A 16,779-nucleotide genomic window follows, 5' to 3' on the forward strand; every position below is an offset into this window, starting at 1 on the left:
TCCGTCGGCCGCCGTCGGTGACGATGAGGTGTGCCTCCCGCGATGCTCCCGCCGGTCGTCCCCGCCGGCACCCTCGGCGCCCACCCCCAGCCCGTGGTCCGAGCCGGTGACCTGCGGCTGCGACCCTTCGACGCCCGCGACGCCGACGCCCTCGCAGCGGCGTACGACGACCCGGACATCCGTCGCTGGCACGTCCGCTCGCTCACCCCCGCCGAGGCGGGCGCCTGGGTGGAGGAGCAGCACCGACGGTGGGCCGCGGAGACCGGCGCGGGCTGGGCCGTCGTCGAGGAGGGCGAGCTGGTCGGGCGGGTGGGACTGCGCACGATGGAGCCGGCGGAGGGGGAGGCCGAGGCGGCGTACTGGGTGCTGCCCGCGGCCCGTGGCCGCGGCGTCGCCACCCGGGCGCTGGGGGCCATGACGGACTGGGTCCTCGCCCAGGGCTTCCACCGGGTTTCACTGAGGCACTCGACCCTCAACGAGCCGTCCTGCCGCGTGGCCCTGCGCGCGGGGTTCGCCGCCGAGGGCGTCGCCCGCGGTTCGGCACTGCACGAGGACGGCTGGCACGACATGCACGTCCACGCCCGGCTGCGCACCGACCGGGCCGGATGACCCGCGGCCCTACAGCGCCAGCTGGTCCTTGACGACCACGGCGAGGCGGTCCGCGATGGCACCGGCCTGCTCGGCGGTCGCGGCCTCGACCATGACGCGCACGAGCGGCTCGGTGCCCGACGGCCGGAGGAGGACTCGGCCGGAGTCGCCGAGCTCGGCCTCGGCGTCGGCGACGGCCGCGGCGAGCACGAAGTCCTCGTCGGCGCGGGCCTTGTCGACGCCGGGCACGTTGACCAGCACCTGCGGCAGCCGGGTCATCACCGCGGCCAGGTCGGCCAGCGTCCGGCCGGTGGCGACCATCCGGTCGAGCACGTGGAGGGCGGTCAGGATGCCGTCGCCGGTGGTCGCGTGCTGGCTCATGATGACGTGGCCGGACTGCTCGCCCCCGAGGGTGAACCCGAGGTGCTTCATCGCCTCCAGGACGTAGCGGTCCCCCACCTTCGTCTGCCGTACGCCGATCCCGGCCGACCGCATCGCCTGGACGAACCCGAGGTTGCTCATCACCGTGGCCACGACCGTGTCCTCGTGGAGCACCCCGGCCTCGCGCATGGACAGCGCGAGGATGGCGAGCAGCTGGTCGCCGTCGACCACCGCGCCGGAGGCGTCGACGGCCAGGCAGCGGTCGGCGTCGCCGTCGAGCGCGAAGCCGACGTCGGCGCCGAGCTCGGTGACCGCCCGCTGGAGGACCTCGAGGTGGGTCGACCCGCACCCGTCGTTGATGTTGAGGCCGTCGGGCTCGGCGCAGATCGCGACCACCTCGGCGCCGGCCTCGGCCAGGGCCAGCGGGCCGACCTGCGAGGCGGCCCCGTGGGCGCAGTCCAGGACGACCTTGAGCGGCCGGGCGGGCGCGTCGCCGGATCCGAGGGAGCCGCCGATGGTGGAGACCAGGTGGGCGGCGTACTGCTCGACGGCGGTCTCGTGGACGCGCACCCGCCCGACCGTGCCGCCGGTGGGGCGGTCCCAGGGCTCGCGCAGCCGCTTCTCGATGGCGCGCTCGATGGCGTCGTCGAGCTTGACCCCGCCGCGGGAGAGGAACTTGATGCCGTTGTCGGGCATCGCGTTGTGGGACGCCGAGAGCATCACGCCGAGGTCGGCGTCGAGCTCGGCGGTGAGCCACGCGACGCCGGGGGTGGGCAGCTCACCGAGCAGCAGCACGTCGACGCCGGCCGAGGCCAGGCCCGCGACCACGGCCGCCTCGAGGAACTGCCCGGAGATCCGGGTGTCGCGACCGACCACGGCGACCGGCCGGTGGCCCTCGAAGGAGCCGCGCTCGGCCAGGACGTGGGCGGCGGAGACGGACAGGTCGAGCGCCAGCTCGGCGGTCAGGTCGGCGTTGGCCAGGCCCCTGACCCCGTCGGTGCCGAACAGGCGTGCCATGTGAGAACCCTTCGGTGGGGACCGGTGGAACAGGTGCGGTTTGTCCGCGTACGTGACGCTACAACGACGAAGGCCGCCCCGCAGCCGATGGGCTGCGGGACGGCCGACGTGCGTGACCTGGCGGGAGGCCTGGGTCAGCGCTTGCTGAACTGGGGCGCCTTGCGGGCCTTCTTGAGACCGGCCTTCTTGCGCTCGATGACGCGGGCGTCACGCGTGAGGAGCCCGGCCTTCTTGAGCTCGGGGCGGTTGGCCTCGGTGTCGATGGCGTTGAGGCAGCGGGCCACGCCGAGACGCAGGGCGCCGGCCTGACCGGTGATGCCGCCACCGTGGATGCGGGCGATCACGTCGAAGCGGCCCTCGAGCTGCGTCGTCGCGAAGGGCTCGTTGACGACCTGCTGGTGCAGCTTGTTGGGGAAGTAGCTGTCCAGCTCGCGACCGTTGACGGTCCACTTGCCGCTGCCGGGGACGATCCGGACGCGGGCGACGGCCTCCTTGCGACGGCCGGTGGCCGCGGCGGGGGCGATGGTCGCGGGACGCTCGGGGGCGTCGGCGCTGGGGGCGCTCTCCGAGGAGTAGGCGATGCCCTGCTCGTTGGTCTCGAAGGTCTCGGTCTCGTCCTGGGTGGTCTCGTCAGCCACGGTGTTCCTTGCCTGTTCGTTCGAAGATGTGGTCACTGGGAGATCTGCTTGATCTCGAAGGGCTTGGCCTTCTGGGCGGTGTGCGGGTGCTCGGGACCGGCGTACACCTTGAGCTTCTTGAGGATCTGACGACCGAGGCGGTTCTTGGGGAGCATGCCCCAGACCGCGTTCTCGATGGCCTTGCGAGCGTCCTTCTCGAGCAGCTCACCCACGGGGGTGGCCGTCAGACCGCCCGGGAAACCCGAGTGGCGGTAGGACATCTTCCGGGTCGCCTTGGTGCCGGAGAGCGACACCTGCGAGGCGTTGACGATGATGACGAAGTCGCCGACGTCCATGTGGTTGGCGAACATAGGCTTGTGCTTGCCGCGCAGCAGCGTGGCTGCGGTCACGGCGAGGCGACCCAGGCGGACGTCGGCAGCGTCGATGACGTGCCACTCACGCTGGATGTCGCCGGGCTTGGGGCTGTACGTGCGCACGGTGGTGCCTCACTACTCGTTCGTGGCCGTCCCGGGGGGTTTCCCGCGACGGTGGTGGAACCACGCCTTCTGACGAACACTGCACAGGGAAGTGGGACCGGAGATCCGGCCACCAGCCACCCGGGACTGCACCCGGTCGCACGCGCGAGGCGCGTAAGTGACCGGACGCGGCAGGAGACGCGACCACTCAAGATACCAACCGGTCCGGCGGATGCGCAAAACGCCTGACCCGGTGGTTGACACGACACCCCGGGGCATAGGTTGACCGGACGTGCCTCGGGCCGACCGGCCAGGGGCCAGCACAGGAGTGCGAGGAGCCGACGTGACCGACACCGGTGACAACAACACCCTGACCGTGCGGGACAACCGGACGGGCAAGGAGTACCAGATCCAGATCAGTGACGGCGCCATCAAGGCCGCCGAGCTCGGTCAGATCAAGATCGACGAGGACAGCCCGGGTCTGTCGACCTACGACCCCGGCTTCGTCAACACCGCCTCGTGCAAGAGCTCGGTGACCTACATCGACGGTGAGAAGGGGATCCTCGAGTACCGCGGCTACCCCATCGAGCAGCTCGCGGAGAAGTCCAACTTCCTCGAGGTCGCCTACCTGCTCATCCACGGCGCGCTGCCCTCGCAGGAGGAGTACGCCGCGTGGGAGCACGAGATCACCCACCACACGTTCCTCCACGAGAACGTGAAGACCTTCATGCAGGGGTTCCGGTACGACGCCCACCCCATGGGCATGCTGATGGCCTCGGTCGGGGCGCTGTCGACCTTCTACCCCGAGTCGAACAACATCGCCGACGCCGACAACCGCCACATGCAGATCGTGCGGATGATCGCCAAGATGCCGACCCTGGGCGCCTGGGCCTTCCGCCACGCGCAGGGCAAGCCCTACGTCTACCCCGACAACGACCTCTCCTACACCGCCAACTTCCTGGCGATGCTGTTCAAGATGAGCGAGCAGAAGTTCGAGGCCGACCCCCGCCTGGTCAAGGCCCTCGACGTGCTGTTCATCCTGCACGCCGACCACGAGCAGAACTGCTCGACCAACGCGGTCCGCTCGGTCGGCTCCTCGCAGGTCGACCCCTACTCCGCGGTCGCCGCGGGCGTGGGCGCCCTCTACGGCCCGCTGCACGGTGGCGCCAACGAGGCGGTGCTGCGGATGCTGCGGCGGATCGGCTCGAAGGAGAACATCCCCGCCTTCATCGAGGGCGTGAAGAACGGCAACGAGAAGCTGATGGGCTTCGGGCACCGGGTCTACAAGAACTACGACCCCCGCGCCAAGATCATCAAGAAGGCCTGCGACGACGTCTTCGAGGTCACCGGGGTCAACCCGCTCCTGGAGATCGCCCAGGAGCTGGAGAAGATCGCGCTGGAGGACGAGTACTTCGTCAAGCGCAAGCTCTACCCCAACGTCGACTTCTACTCCGGCCTGATCTACGAGGCCTTCCAGTTCCCGCCCGAGATGTTCACCGTCCTGTTCGCGATCGGCCGCACCCCCGGCTGGCTCGCGCAGTGGCTGGAGCTCGTGCAGGACAAGGAGCAGAAGATCGCCCGTCCCAAGCAGATCTACACCGGCGACCGGACCCTGGACTTCGTCCCGGCCTCCGAGCGCTGGAAGTGATCCGCCGGTCATGACCGATCAGGGTGGAGCACGTCCGACGTACGTCCTCGTCGACGGCGAGAACATCGACGCCACGTTGGGCGGCTCCATCCTGGGTCGACGGCCGCACTCGGCCGAGCGTCCGCGCTGGGAGCGCCTGCTCCAGTTCGTGGACGAGGAGTGGGGCACGACTCCCTCCGGCCTGTTCTTCCTCGCCGTCAACGCCGAGCTGCCGATGTCGTTCGTGCAGGCGCTCACCGCGATCGGCTACCGGCCCGTCCCGTTGTCGGGCGACGCCGGCGAGAAGGTCGTCGACATCGCCATCCAGCGCACGATGGCCGAGCTGGCCCGTCGCGACGCCGACGTGGTGCTGGTCAGCAACGACGGAGACTTCGTCCCGCAGGTCACCCAGCTGCTCGACGGCCGACGCCGCGTGGGGATCGTCGGGTTCGACGAGTTCCGCAACCACCACTTCACGCCGCTGATCGCGCGCGGCCTGGAGACCTTCGACCTGGAGTACGACGTCCGGGCCTTCCGCGAGACCCTGCCCCGCGTGCGGATCATCCCGATCGAGGAGTTCGACCCGCTCGACTTCCTGTGAGGCCGGCCGCCTCGATCTCCAGCAGCGAGGCGCCGTGCCGCTCGGCCTCGAACGCCTCCTTGCCGCCGCGCACGCCGAAGAGCCGCTTGCCCCAGACCAGGTAGACGACGGCGAAGACGTTCAGGACGAACGCGACGATGCGCAACCAGGTCTGCTTCTCGACGAGCTCGTAGATCTCGAGGGGGATGAAGATCCCGGTGCCGACCACGGCGACGTACTCACCCCAGCGCTTCATCAGCCACAGGCCGACCGCCTCGAGCAGCTCCAGGGCGCCGTACGCCAGGACCCCGAGCGCGACCAGGCGCAGCGTCGAGGGGTTGGCCGCCAGCGCCTCGTGGATCAGCTTGACCGGCCCGGCCGACTGCAGGTCGACGCCGAGCTTGTCGGCGACCGGGCGCAGCAGCGGGAGGTCCCGCTTGAACACCTGGTTCAGCGCGTCCTGGCTGCCCTGGAACCGGTAGACGCCGTACGCCAGGGCGACCAGGAGCAGCCCGCGGATCGCCCGCTCGAGCGCCAGCAGGCGCAGGATGAAGGCGTCCTTGAGCGCGTCGCCGCGCAGCACCAGCGGGGCCTCGTCGGCCGGCCCGCTCCCGTGCGGCTCCCCGAGCACGAAGTCGCCGCAGCGCAGGCAGCGCCACGCCTCCCCGACCTCGGTCCGGGTGCCGAGCCGCGCCGCGAGCGCCTCCTCGTCGGGGCGGTAGGTGACGTGCCCGTGCCTGCCGCAGGAGCGCAGGTTCCAGTCGTAGTGCCGTCTCGGCCGCCAGTTCACGAGCCTCACCGTAGCGAGGCAGGGCCTCTCAGGAGCGTGTCCTCGCCGCAGCCAGCACCCCGAGGAGCCCGATGGCCCCGGCCAGGACGTAGACCACGAGGAACGGGTCGACGCCGCCGCGCTCCGCGGCCGCGAAGCCCACGCCAGCCACCGACAGCGCCAGGGCGGCGCCCATCGAGTCGGCCACCGAGAGCGCCGAGGAGTTGAGCCCGCGGTCGCGGTCGGTCGACGCGTCCAGCATCGCCACCGAGGTGCGGGGGTAGGCGAAGCCCATGCCGGCCCCCGCGAGGACGTACGCCGCGACCGGTAGCACCGCCGACAGCCCGCTCCCCGCGACCCGGAGGGCGACGGTGACCCCGAGGGCGACGATGCCGACCAGGACCACCGAGGTGCCGGCCCGCATGGCCTGCTCGTGGGTGATCCGGGCCCCGAGCCGGGACTGCACCTGGCTGGCCAGGGCCCACACCACGCCGACGAGGGTGAGGGCGATGCCGGCGTGACCCACCGAGAGACCCCACCGGTCCTGCAGGACGTAGACGACGTAGGCCTCCGCGCAGAAGAACGCCGCGCTCAGCAGCCCCCGGGTCGCCACGACGGCCGGCAGCCCGCGCCGCCCGGTCAACGTGCCGGCGGGGAGCAGCCGCGCGACGGCGACGAGGACGACGAGGAGAGCGACGACCGCGCCGCCCCGGGCCAGGCCGGTCGCCGAGCCGAGCAGCTCCAGGGCGAGCACGGCGACCGCGGCGACGCAGGCCCACCCCAGGCGCGACACCGGCGTGGCGGTTCCCTCGGGGTGGGCCTCCATCCGTCGCAGCGCCGGGGCGATCAGCACGAGCGCCAGGACCACCAGCGCGATCGTGCCGGTGAAGACCCACCGCCACCCCAGGGCACCCGCGACCAGGGCCGCGAGTCCGGGTCCTAACAGGGCCGGCAGCACCCACGCGGCCGCGAACGAGGCGAAGATCGCCGGCTGCAGGACGCTCGGGTAGAGCAGCCCGACGACGACGTACACCCCCACGACGAGGGCGCCCCCGCCCAGGCCCTGGAGGACCCGGCCCGCGATCAGCACCTCCATGCTCGGCGCCGTGCCGCAGACCAGGAGCCCGAGGGAGAACAGCGCCATCGCGATCAGCAGCGGGGCGCGCGGCCCGGCACGGTCGCTCCACATGCCGGCACCGACCATCCCCACGACGCCGCTGGCCAGGGGCGCGGCGAAGGAGAGCGCGTAGAGCCCGAGGCCGTCGAGGTCGCGCGCGACGGTCGGCATCACGGTCGTCACGGCCATCGCCTCGAACGCCACGAACGCGATCAGCCCGAACATCCCCACGGTGGTCGCCAGGTGGGCCGGCGAGAGGATGCCCCCGCGGTCCTCACCGGCCGCGCTGCTCGTCGTCGTCCTGTTCACCCCAGGACGTTACGACCCACCCCTCCCACGACGGTCGAGCAGGTGGCCCGGCGACCGTCGTCGCGACCTCAGCCGCGCGTCCGCGCCCGGGTCGCGAAGTACCCCGGCATGAACCGGCTCGTCGGTGAGTCGTGGTGGGGCGCCTCGGCGAAGTCGGTGATCACGAACCCGGCCGCGAGCTGACCGCCCACCTGGTCGGTCATGGTGTGGCTGTGCTCCAGGGCGGCCTGGGGTCCGAACACGCGGTCGCGCTCCCCGGGAGACAGGTCGGCCGCGTCGGAGAACGGGAGCGGGTGGCGCACGACGAGCTCTCCCCGCTCCTCCATCGGCTCGTAGTCGAAAATGAAGATGTCGGGGTTCATGAAGCCGACCAGGAGCTCGCCGCCGGGCCGCAGGACGCGCCGGCACTCGCGCCAGACCGGGTGCAGGTCGGGGCAGAAGACGTTGGAGACCGGGTTCACGACCAGGTCGAACGACCCGTCGGCGAAGGCGCCCAGGTCGCGCATGTCGCCCAGGACCGTCGTGAGGTCCAGGCCGTCCCGCGCCGCGACCAGCTCGTCCTGGCCGAGCTGGGCCGGGGAGTTGTCGAAGACGGTCACGTTCGCCCCGGCCGCCGCCAGGATCGGGCCCTGCTGACCGCCCGCGCCGGCCAGGCACAGGACGTCGACGCCGGCCAGGTCGGCCGGGAACCACGAGCGGTCGACCGGCTCGTGGCCGATCAGCACGATCGACCACTCCCCCGCCCGGGCGCGCTCGACCTCCTCGGAGGTGACCGGCCGGGTCCATTGATCCTGCGCGGCGACGAGGCTGTCCCAGGCGACCCGGTTGTGCTCGACGACGTCGATCGGCTCGTCCACGTGCGGCTCCTCCGGTAGCGGGGACCACATCGAACCATCCGCACCCGTCGCGGCGCTCAGGTCGTCGGGACGAGCGCCGCCGCGAGTCGCTCGAGCCCGTAGTCGAAGGCGTCCTCGAGGTCGCCACCGAGGTGGAACGACCCCGCCAGCTCCATGCTCACGAACCCGGTGACCCAGGCGGTGGCGAACCGCGCCGCCTCGAGCGCCCGGTCGGGGCCGACCAGGGCCTCGGCGGCGCGGAGCACGGGCTCGGACATCCGCTGCGGCGTGCCCGGGTCGGGGCGGGTCGTCAGCAGCAGCCGGAACGCCTCGGGCCGGTCGTGGCCGAAGGACCGGTAGGCGCGCACGAGGCCGGCCAGCGTGCCGTCGGTCGAGGCCAGCCGGGCGCCGACGTCCTCGGCGGCGTGGGCGGCGACCAGGCCGAGGAGCTCGTCGCGGTCGCGGACCTTCTTGTACAGCGACGGAGCGCGTACGCCGACCCGCGCGGCCACCGCCTGCATGGTCAGGCCCGCGGGACCGGCCTCCTCCAGCAGGGCGCAGCCCGCGGCCACGACCTCGGCCAGCGACGTCCGCTCCGGTGCCGGCACGACGACTCCTCTCGAAGGCTATTGACGTTAGCCATGATGGCTAATTACCGTAGCCTTTGTCTACCACACCCGAGGAGCACGCCATGGAGATCGGCCCCCACCTGCACCGCATCGGCAACGACACCGTCGCCGCCTACCTGGTCACCACCGACGAGGGCGTCACCGTCGTCGACGCCGGGCTGCCGGGGCACTGGGCCGACCTGGTCCGCGAGCTCGAGGTCCTCGGCCGACGCCTGGACGAGGTGCGCGGACTGGTCCTCACCCACGGCGACTCCGACCACACCGGCTTCGCCGAGCGGCTGCGCCGCGAGCACGGCGTCCGGGTCTTCGTGCACGTCGACGACGCCGACCGCGCAAAGGGTGGACCCAAGCCGAGGACCGGGCTCGGGCCGGTGCGGCCGGGAGCCCTGCTCGGGTTCACGGCGTACGCCGTCGCGAAGCGGGCGTGGCGGAGCGAGGCCCTGACCGAGGTCGTCGAGGTGCGCGACGGCCAGACGCTCGACCTGCCCGGCGAGCCGCGGATCGTCAGCACCCCGGGCCACTCCCCCGGCAGCGTCGCCGTCCACGTGCCGCTGGCCGACGCCGTCATGGTCGGCGACGCGCTGACCACCAAGCACGTGCTGACCGGCCGGCGCGGGCTCCAGCCGGCGCCCTTCACCGACGACCCGGCGCTCGCGCTCGACTCGCTGGGCCGGCTCGCCGGGCTGGACGCCTCCTGGGTGCTGCCCGGGCACGGCACGCCGTGGCAGGGCGAGCTCGGCGCCGTCGAGGCGGAGGTGCGCCGGGCGGCGCGCTGACGGGCCTGGTCTCGACCACGGGCCAGGCGGCCCTGCTCGACCGACGAGACGCCGCGACCGGGCTCAACCGGGCCGGTCGGCGTTCTCCGCAGCCCGGCGCAGCAGCAGGGTGCGCTCGCCCTCGTTCCGCGTCCGCCCGGCCGCCTCGGTGAAGGCGGCGGCGGCCTCGGCGTGGCGGCCGGCCCGCTCGAGGAGGTCGCCCCGGACGCTCGGGACCAGCGGTGAGCCGCCGAGGGCGTCCGGCGGCACCGCGTCGAGGACGGCCAGGCCGGCGGCCGGGGCGTGGGCGCGGCCGTGGGCGACGGCGCGGTTGACCTCGACGACCGGGCCGGGCGCGGCGGTGGCCAGGACGTCGTACAGCGCGGCGATCCGGCCCCACCGGGTGTCCCCCGGACGTGCGGCGCGGGCGTGCTCGGCGGCGATCGAGGCCTGGAGGAAGTAGGACCCGACCGGATCCCCCCGCGCGGCGAGCCGCTCCGCGGACGCGAGCACCGAGAGCCCCCGTCGCACCTGCACCGCGTCCCAGCGGGAGCGGTCCTGGTCCTCCAGCAGCACGGGCCGGCCGTCGGCGTCGGTGCGCGCCCCCAGCCGCGAGCCCTGGAGCTCGAGCAGCGCCTGGAGACCGAGCACCTCGACGTCGTCCGGGACGAGGTCGGAGAGCAGCCGCGCCAGGCGGACGCCCTCGTGGGCGAGGTCGGGACGGGTCCAGTCCTCGCCCGCGGTCGCGCTGTAGCCCTCGTTGAAGACGAGGTAGACGACCGCCATCACGTCGCCCAGGCGCGCGGCCCTCTCGGCCCCGGTCGGCAGCTCGAACTCCGCCCGCGCCTGCGCCAGCGTGCGCTTGGCCCGGGAGATCCGCTGACCCATCGTGGTCTCGGAGGTCAGGAAGCCGCGGGCGATCTCGGCGGTGGTCAGTCCGCCCACCAGCCGCAGGGTCAGCGCGGCCCTCGACTCGGGGCTCAGCGAGGGGTGGCAGGACAGGAAGACCAACCGGAGGACGTCGTCCTCGATGTGGTCGACCTGGTCGTCGAGGTCGGGCACCTGCTGCTCCTCCCCCTCGCGGGCGTGCCCGAGCTCGGTGACCTTGCGTCGCAGCGTCTCGGCGCGGCGCACGTGGTCGACCAGCCGCCGCTTGGCGGTGGTCATCAGCCAGGCGCCGGCGTTGTCGGGCACGCCGGAGACCGGCCACTGCTCCAACGCGGCGACCAGCGCGTCCTGCGCGAGGTCCTCGGCCAGCGCCACGTCACGGGTCATCCGCGTGAGGGCGCCGACCAGGCGGGCCGACTCGGCCCGCCACGTGGCGACGACGGCCCTCGTGGGCCCGTCGTCCTCGTCCAGCGTCGAGGGTCCCGGCACCGCGCCAGCCTAGGCGCGGCCCCGGGGACGGCTCACTCGGTCGGCGCGTCCGGCCCGTCGGAGATCTGGCGCATCGTGGAGACGACCGTGACCTCGGGCCAGTGGTCGGCGTGCAGCTGGGCGAACAGGCGCTGGTCCTCGATCGCCTCCTCGCGGGTGGCGTACTCGGTGATCGCCCAGCCGCCGACGACCTCCTTGCCCTCGGCGTACGGCCCGTCGACGCGGCTGACCTCGCCCTGGCGCACGACGAAGTTCACGGCGTCCTCGGTGCCGAACAGACCGCCGCCGTCGAGGAAGGTCCCCTTCGCGGCGCGCTCCCCGATGTAGGCGTCCATCGCCTCGAACAGCGCCTTCGGGGGCATCCCGATGTTCTCTTCCATCCTGACGAAACCCATGAAACGCGGCATCTTCGATCACTCCTGGTGTGGTGGTGGGGCCTGCTTCTCGGACGTACGTCGAACGGGGGTGGGCGTTCTCGACATCGGGTCCGGATCTTTTTCTCGACGCGGCCTCAGACCTGCCGGCGGTCCTTCCAGTACGGCGCCCGCAGGTCGCGCTTGAGGATCTTGCCGGTGGGGTTGCGGGGCAGCAGACCGGTGACGTCGACGGTCTTGGGGCACTTGAAGTGGGCCAGGCGCTCGCGGCACCAGGCCACCAGCTCCTCCTCGGTCGCCTCCTGACCGGGGTGCAGGGAGACGACGGCCTTGACGGTCTCGCCCCAGCGCTCGTCGGGGACCCCGATGACGGCGACCTCCGCGACGGCCGGGTGCTCGGCCAGGACCCGCTCGACCTCGGGGCTGTAGATGTTCTCCCCGCCCGAGATGATCATGTCCTTGAGCCGGTCCTCGACGTAGACGTAGCCGTCGGCGTCGACCTTGCCCATGTCGCCGGTGCGGAACCAGCCGTCGGCGGTGATCACCTCGGCGGTGGCCTCGGGCTTGCCGAGGTAGCCCTTCATCACCTGCGCGCTGCGGAACCACAGCTCGCCGTGCTCGCCCTCCGGCACGTCCTCGAGGGAGCCGGGGTCGACGACCCGCACCTCCGCACCCGGGAGCGGCTGCCCCGCGCTGACCAGCCGCTCGGGGTGCTCGGCGTCGCGGTGCTCGGCCGGCATCAGGTGGGTGATCACGCCGCACACCTCGGTGAGGCCGTAGACCTGGATGAAGTCGGTGTCGGGCCAGGCCTGGATCGCCGCCCGCAGCAGCGGCAGCGGCATCGGGGCGGCGCCGTAGCAGTAGGTCTTGAGCCGGCCGAAGAGCGCGATCGCGTCGTCGCCGGACTGCAGCACCTGGGCGAGCACGGCCGGCACCAGGAAGGTGCGGTTGGCGCCCTGCAGGATCGCCCCGGCCAGGGAGGCGCCGTCGGGGTCGCGGGTCATCACCGAGGGGACGCCGTCGTGGATCCCGAACAGGACGTACGACGACCCGCCGACGTGGAACAGCGGCATCGAGACCATGTTCTTGTTACCGGGGTCGAAGGCCCAGCCGTCGTGGGCGTTGAGGGTGTGGGCCAGCATGTTGGCCTGGGTCAGCATCACGCCCTTGGGGTGGCCGGTCGTGCCGGAGGAGTACATCACCAGGCAGACGTCGTCGGGGGTGACCTCGGGGTCCCGCCCGAGCGGCGTCGCACCGGCCAGCAGCGCCTCGTAGGCGTCGCCCTCCGCGCCGTCCGGGGTCACCTCGACGACGTGCCGCACGTGGGTCAGGCGGTCGCGGATCCGGTCCACGGTGGGCACCAGCTCGGAGCCGACCAGCAGCACCGTCGCGCCGGAGTCGTTGACCGCGTAGTCGATCTCGGCACCGGCCAGACGGAAGTTCACGATCGCGTTGGCGGCCCCCAGCGAGGCCGCGGCCATCGTCAGCTCGACGCAGGCGGGGTGGTTCTTGTCCAGGAACGACACCACGTCGCCACGCCCGACCCCGAGCTCGCGCAGGGCGCCGGCCAGTCGGCGTACGCGCTCCTCGGTCTGGGCCCAGGTCCACGTGCGGCCCAGGTAGGTGAACGCCTCGGCGTCGGGGGTCTCGCGCGCCCAGTGGGCGAGGCGGTCGTCGAGGAAGGTCGGCGGGGCGAGCTCGGCGGTCGCGGCGGTCATCGAGGTCTCCTGGGGTGAGCGGGCGGCGGTGCTCCGAGAGGGCTGAGCGTGACACAGGCCACAACGGCCGGCAACGGCGCGCGGTTCCCGGTCCGACGTGGACCGACCCGCCAGGATGGGGCGGTGCGCAAGCTCTTCTGGGTCCTCGTCGTGCTCGTCGTCGTGGCCGTGGGCGCCGACCGGCTGGCGGCGTACGTCGCGGAGGGCGTGGCGGCCTCCTCGCTCCAGGACTCCCAACGGCTCAGCACGAAGCCCGACGTCCACGTCGCCGGCTTCCCGTTCCTGACGCAGTTCGCGCGGCGGCACTACGGCGAGGTGGTGGTGAGCGACGCGGACGTGCAGGCGGGCGCCCAGGGCCGGCGGCTGCGGCTGCGCGGCGTCCGCGTGGTGCTGACCGACGTGCGCACCAACCAGGACTTCTCCCGGTTCTCGGCCGCCCGGGCCCGCGCGACGGCGACCGTGCCGTATGCCGAGCTGAGCCGCCTGACCGGGCTGCGGATCTCCTACGGCGGCCAGGGTCGCGTGCGCGCGGGCAAGCGGATCGAGGTGGCCGGCCAGACCCTCACCCCAAGCGTCACGATCACGCCGACGCTGCTCGACGGCGCGGTCTCCCTGGGCAGCTCACTGGCCGGCGGGTCGCTGCCGAGCGGGGTCGCCGCGGTGCTCGAGGAGGCCCTGGGCACGCGGATCCCGCTGACCGGCCTGCCCTTCGGCGTACGCCCGACCTCGCTGAGCGCCACCCCGGGCGGGGTCCGGCTGCGGCTCGTGGGCCGCGACCTCGCCTACCCCTGAGTCGTCAGGTCGCCTCGATCCGGCCGGGCTCCGGTGCGTCCGAACCACCCCGGTTGCTGCCGGTCACGATCGCGCTCGCCACGACCACCAGCACCAGGCCGGCGACCTGCGCGGCGTGCAGCCGCTGGCCGAGGATCAGCAGGCCCGCGAGCGCGGCCACGGCCGGCTCCATCGAGAGCAGGATCCCGAAGACCGAGGCGGCCAGCCGGCGCAGCGCCAGCATCTCCAGGGAGTAGGGCAGCAGCGAGGACAGCAGTGCCAGCCCCACGCCCTTGGCGAGGTGCTCGGTGGTCCACAGGTGGTCCGCCGACAGCCCCGCCGGCAGCACCACGAGGGTGGCGACCACCATCGCGATCGCCAGACCGTCCAGACCGGGGAAGGCGGCCCCGGTGTGCCCGCTCAGCAGGATGTACGCCGCCCAGCACACCCCCGCGACCAGGGCGAGCCCGATGCCGACCAGGCTCAGGTCACCCAGCGGCGCGGTCAGGGCCTCCGAGACCAGCAGCACGCCGGCCGCCGCGGCCGCGACGGCCAGCAGGTCCAGCAGCCGGCGCGAGAGCACGGTGGCCAGGACCAGCGGGCCGAGGAACTCCACCGTCACCGCGACGCCCAGCGGGAGGTGGACCAGGGCGCCGTAGAAGGCCCAGTTCATGCCGGCCAGCGCGACTCCGAAGGCCACCACCGTGGCCCAGGACCGCCGGGAGTGGCCCCGCAGCCTCGGCCGGGCGACGGCGGCCAGGATGATCGCGGCGAAGCCGATCCGGAGCAGCACCGAGCCGCCCGCGCCGATGGTCGGGACCAGCGTCGCGGCCAGCGCCCCGCCGAACTGCACCGAGAGCACCCCGGCCAGGACCAGCAGGGGTGCCGGGACGGCGGCAGCACTCCCTCGCCACGCCCCCTCGACCACCGCCCCACCCTAGGGGCCGCGGCGTCCCCCTCGACGGGCGACCTCAGCGGGCGCGGACCACCCGCTCCTCGTCCCAGACCGGACCGTCGGACTCGTAGACCTCGCCGTCGGAGCCGTAGACCAGGTAGCGGTCGAAGTCGCGGGCGAACCACCGGTCGTGGGTCACCGCGAGGACGGTCCCCTCGAAGCGGGCCAGGCCCTCCTCCAACGCCTCGGCCGACTCGACGTCGAGGTTGTCGGTGGGCTCGTCGAGCAGCAGCAGGGTCGCCCCGGACAGCTCGAGCAGCAGGATCTGGAAGCGCGCCTGCTGCCCGCCCGAGAGCGAGCCGAAGGTCTGGTCGGCGGCGTGGGCCAGCTCGTAGCGGTCCAGCGCGCGCGACGCGGGCTCGCGCGGCAGGCCGTTGCGGTGGTCGTCGCCGCGGTGGAGCACGTCGAGCAGGGTGCGCGACTGCAGCTCGGGGTGGGCGTGGGTCTGCACGAACCAGCCCGGTCGCACCCGTGCCCCGAGCTTGGCCCGCCCGCGGTGGCGCACCGGCGCGATCGGCACGTCGCCGACCGGGCGGTGCTCGACGTCGGGGTCGCTTCCCCCGGCGGCGAGCAGCCGCAGGAAGTGCGACTTCCCCGAGCCGTTGGAGCCCAGGACCGCGACCCGCTCGCCGTACCAGACCTCGAGGTCGAAGGGCTTCATCAGGCCCTCGAGCTCGAGCTGCTCGCAGACCACCGCCCGCTTGCCCGTGCGGCGGCCGGTCAGGCGCATCGTGACCTGCTGCTCGCGCGGCTGGCCCGCGGGCGGGCCGGCCTCCTCGAACTTGCGCAGCCGGGTCTGGGCGGCGCGGTACTGCGAGGCCAGCCCGTCGTTGAACTCCGACTTGACCCGGTAGCGCAGCACCAGCGCCTTGAGCTTGGCGTGCTCCTCGTCCCAGCGCCGCTGGAGCTCCTCGAAGCGCTCGAAGCGGTCCCGGCGAGCCTGGTGGTACGCCGCGTAGCCGCCGGGGTGCGTCCACACGGTGTTGCCCGCCGCGCCGAGCTCGACGGTCACCACCCGGGTCGCGGTGTTGGCCAGCAGCTCGCGGTCGTGGCTGATGAACAGGATCGTCTTGGGCGACTCGCGGATCCGACGCTCGAGCCAGGTCTTGCCCGGCACGTCGAGGAAGTTGTCGGGCTCGTCGAGCAGGAGCACCTGGTCGGGACCGGCCAGGAGGTACTCCAGCACCAGCCGCTTCTGCTCACCGCCGGAGAGGGTGGCCAGGTCGCGGTACTTCACCTGGTCGAACCCGACCCCGAGCGCCGCGGTGCAGCAGGTGTCCCACACGACCTCGATCTCGTAGCCGCCGGCGTCGGCGAACTCGGCCAGCGCGCCGGCGTACGCCATCTGGGTGGGCTCGTCGTCGGCCTCCATCAGCGCGAGCTCGAGCCGGTCGACCTCGGCGGCGGCCTGCTGCACGCGGTCGGGGGCGACCGACAGCAGCAGCTCGGCGACGCTCGTGGCCTCGCGCCCGACGGCCTGGCGCATGATGCCCAGCCCGCCGGACCGGGTCACCGCCCCGGCGTGCGGGACCAGCTCGCCGGTGACGATGCGCAGCAGGGTGGTCTTGCCGGCCCCGTTGGCCCCGACCAGCGCGACCTTGGCCCCGTCGGCGACCCGGAACGAGACGTCGTCGAGCAGCACCCGCCCGTCCGGCAGCTCGTAGCGCACCCCGGCGACCTCGACATGACCCACGCCCCGATCATCCCCGCCCCCGCTCCGCCCTGTCACATCGGTTTCCCCCGCCGAGAGGGGAATCCCCGCACACCACCAGCCGCCGAGAGGGGGATCCGCGCACACCAGGAGCCGCCGAGAGGGGGGCCCGCGCACACCAGCAGGTGCCGAGAGGGGGATCCGCGCACGCTGCGGCTCTCGTCCGGGCGTC

17 protein-coding genes are annotated in these 16,779 nt (G+C 72.9%); 5 read left to right on the forward strand and 12 right to left on the reverse strand.

Translation table 11 applies throughout. From position 1 onward, the window contains the following. Positions 1 to 30: 30 nt before the first annotated feature. Complete coding sequence (locus ACYVDA_RS09250; RefSeq protein ID WP_460817525.1) at positions 31 to 609, forward strand: GNAT family N-acetyltransferase; 579 nt, start codon at positions 31 to 33, stop codon at positions 607 to 609. A gap of 9 nt (positions 610 to 618) precedes the next feature. Here the strand turns inward: ACYVDA_RS09250 and glmM are convergent, their stop codons facing one another. The 3 genes from glmM to rplM all read right to left on the reverse strand — a co-directional run bounded on the left by glmM (position 619) and on the right by rplM (position 3,100). Continuing rightward, positions 619 to 1,986, reverse strand: a complete 1,368-nt coding sequence (glmM, locus tag ACYVDA_RS09255) for a phosphoglucosamine mutase (RefSeq protein WP_460817527.1) — start codon at positions 1,984 to 1,986, stop codon at positions 619 to 621. 134 nt (positions 1,987 to 2,120) lie between these two features. Continuing rightward, on the reverse strand, positions 2,121 to 2,624 hold the full coding sequence (rpsI, locus tag ACYVDA_RS09260; protein ID WP_460817529.1) for a 30S ribosomal protein S9: 504 nt from the start codon (positions 2,622 to 2,624) through the stop codon (positions 2,121 to 2,123). Between the two features lie 32 nt (positions 2,625 to 2,656). After that, on the reverse strand, positions 2,657 to 3,100 hold the full coding sequence (rplM, locus tag ACYVDA_RS09265; RefSeq protein WP_460817531.1) for a 50S ribosomal protein L13: 444 nt from the start codon (positions 3,098 to 3,100) through the stop codon (positions 2,657 to 2,659). Positions 3,101 to 3,422: 322 nt separating this feature from the next. Here rplM and ACYVDA_RS09270 point away from each other — a divergent pair, with 322 nt between their 5' ends. Both ACYVDA_RS09270 and ACYVDA_RS09275 read left to right on the forward strand, forming a co-directional pair. Further along, the gene (locus tag ACYVDA_RS09270; protein WP_460817533.1) at positions 3,423 to 4,727 is read left to right on the forward strand and encodes a citrate synthase; all 1,305 of its coding nucleotides are present in this window, start codon (positions 3,423 to 3,425) and stop codon (positions 4,725 to 4,727) included. A gap of 10 nt (positions 4,728 to 4,737) precedes the next feature. Then, entirely contained in the window at positions 4,738 to 5,307 is a 570-nt protein-coding gene (locus ACYVDA_RS09275; protein WP_460817536.1) for an NYN domain-containing protein, read from the forward strand. Here ACYVDA_RS09275 and ACYVDA_RS09280 read toward each other — a convergent pair. From ACYVDA_RS09280 to ACYVDA_RS09295, 4 genes are all read right to left on the reverse strand, one after another. Further along, positions 5,267 to 6,076, reverse strand: coding sequence for a DUF2127 domain-containing protein (locus tag ACYVDA_RS09280; RefSeq protein WP_460817538.1), 810 nt, complete (start codon positions 6,074 to 6,076; stop codon positions 5,267 to 5,269). The genes ACYVDA_RS09275 and ACYVDA_RS09280 overlap by 41 nt on opposite strands. 28 nt (positions 6,077 to 6,104) lie before the next feature. Then, the gene (locus ACYVDA_RS09285) at positions 6,105 to 7,481 is read right to left on the reverse strand and encodes an MFS transporter (RefSeq protein ID WP_460817541.1); all 1,377 of its coding nucleotides are present in this window, start codon (positions 7,479 to 7,481) and stop codon (positions 6,105 to 6,107) included. A gap of 68 nt (positions 7,482 to 7,549) precedes the next feature. After that, a complete protein-coding gene (locus ACYVDA_RS09290; protein WP_460817543.1) occupies positions 7,550 to 8,338 on the reverse strand; it encodes a class I SAM-dependent methyltransferase in 789 nt (262 codons plus the stop codon). A 56-nt stretch (positions 8,339 to 8,394) separates the two neighbouring features. After that, on the reverse strand, positions 8,395 to 8,925 hold the full coding sequence (locus ACYVDA_RS09295) for a TetR/AcrR family transcriptional regulator (RefSeq protein ID WP_460817546.1): 531 nt from the start codon (positions 8,923 to 8,925) through the stop codon (positions 8,395 to 8,397). 83 nt (positions 8,926 to 9,008) lie between these two features. On the opposite strand from ACYVDA_RS09295, the gene ACYVDA_RS09300 reads away from it, so the two are divergent. Then, complete coding sequence (locus tag ACYVDA_RS09300) at positions 9,009 to 9,722, forward strand: MBL fold metallo-hydrolase (protein ID WP_460817548.1); 714 nt, start codon at positions 9,009 to 9,011, stop codon at positions 9,720 to 9,722. 63 nt (positions 9,723 to 9,785) lie between these two features. Here ACYVDA_RS09300 and ACYVDA_RS09305 read toward each other — a convergent pair whose 3' ends face one another. The 3 genes from ACYVDA_RS09305 to ACYVDA_RS09315 all read right to left on the reverse strand — a co-directional run bounded on the left by ACYVDA_RS09305 (position 9,786) and on the right by ACYVDA_RS09315 (position 13,170). Further along, positions 9,786 to 11,078 (reverse strand): RNA polymerase sigma factor, encoded by a 1,293-nt coding sequence (locus tag ACYVDA_RS09305; protein WP_460817551.1) that lies wholly within the window; start codon positions 11,076 to 11,078, stop codon positions 9,786 to 9,788. A 32-nt stretch (positions 11,079 to 11,110) separates the two neighbouring features. After that, a complete protein-coding gene (locus ACYVDA_RS09310; protein ID WP_460817554.1) occupies positions 11,111 to 11,458 on the reverse strand; it encodes a YciI family protein in 348 nt (115 codons plus the stop codon). Positions 11,459 to 11,589: 131 nt separating this feature from the next. Next, positions 11,590 to 13,170 carry a long-chain-fatty-acid--CoA ligase gene (locus ACYVDA_RS09315; protein ID WP_460817556.1) on the reverse strand — a complete coding sequence of 527 codons (1,581 nt, stop codon included), beginning with the start codon at positions 13,168 to 13,170 and terminating at the stop codon, positions 11,590 to 11,592. 123 nt (positions 13,171 to 13,293) lie between these two features. Between ACYVDA_RS09315 and ACYVDA_RS09320 the strand changes: the two genes are divergently transcribed. Beyond that, the gene (locus tag ACYVDA_RS09320; protein ID WP_460817558.1) at positions 13,294 to 13,962 is read left to right on the forward strand and encodes an LmeA family phospholipid-binding protein; all 669 of its coding nucleotides are present in this window, start codon (positions 13,294 to 13,296) and stop codon (positions 13,960 to 13,962) included. Positions 13,963 to 13,966: 4 nt separating this feature from the next. Here ACYVDA_RS09320 and ACYVDA_RS09325 read toward each other — a convergent pair whose 3' ends face one another. Together ACYVDA_RS09325 and ACYVDA_RS09330 are read right to left on the reverse strand one after the other, a co-directional pair. Next, the gene (locus ACYVDA_RS09325) at positions 13,967 to 14,869 is read right to left on the reverse strand and encodes an EamA family transporter (protein ID WP_460817561.1); all 903 of its coding nucleotides are present in this window, start codon (positions 14,867 to 14,869) and stop codon (positions 13,967 to 13,969) included. 43 nt (positions 14,870 to 14,912) lie between these two features. Then, a complete protein-coding gene (locus ACYVDA_RS09330) occupies positions 14,913 to 16,589 on the reverse strand; it encodes an ABC-F family ATP-binding cassette domain-containing protein (protein WP_460817564.1) in 1,677 nt (558 codons plus the stop codon). Between the last annotated feature and the right edge of the window lie 190 nt (positions 16,590 to 16,779).

The organism is Nocardioides korecus, assembly GCF_054778395.1.

Coding starts and splice junctions, on each gene's coding strand:
- glmM (WP_460817527.1), bottom strand. CDS start 1,986: ATGGCACGCCTGTTCGGCACCGACGGGGTCAGGGGCCTGGCCAACGCC.
- ACYVDA_RS09310 (WP_460817554.1), bottom strand. CDS start 11,458: ATGGAAGAGAACATCGGGATGCCCCCGAAGGCGCTGTTCGAGGCGATG.
- ACYVDA_RS09275 (WP_460817536.1), top strand. CDS start 4,738: ATGACCGATCAGGGTGGAGCACGTCCGACGTACGTCCTCGTCGACGGC.
- ACYVDA_RS09300 (WP_460817548.1), top strand. CDS start 9,009: ATGGAGATCGGCCCCCACCTGCACCGCATCGGCAACGACACCGTCGCC.
- ACYVDA_RS09315 (WP_460817556.1), bottom strand. CDS start 13,170: ATGACCGCCGCGACCGCCGAGCTCGCCCCGCCGACCTTCCTCGACGAC.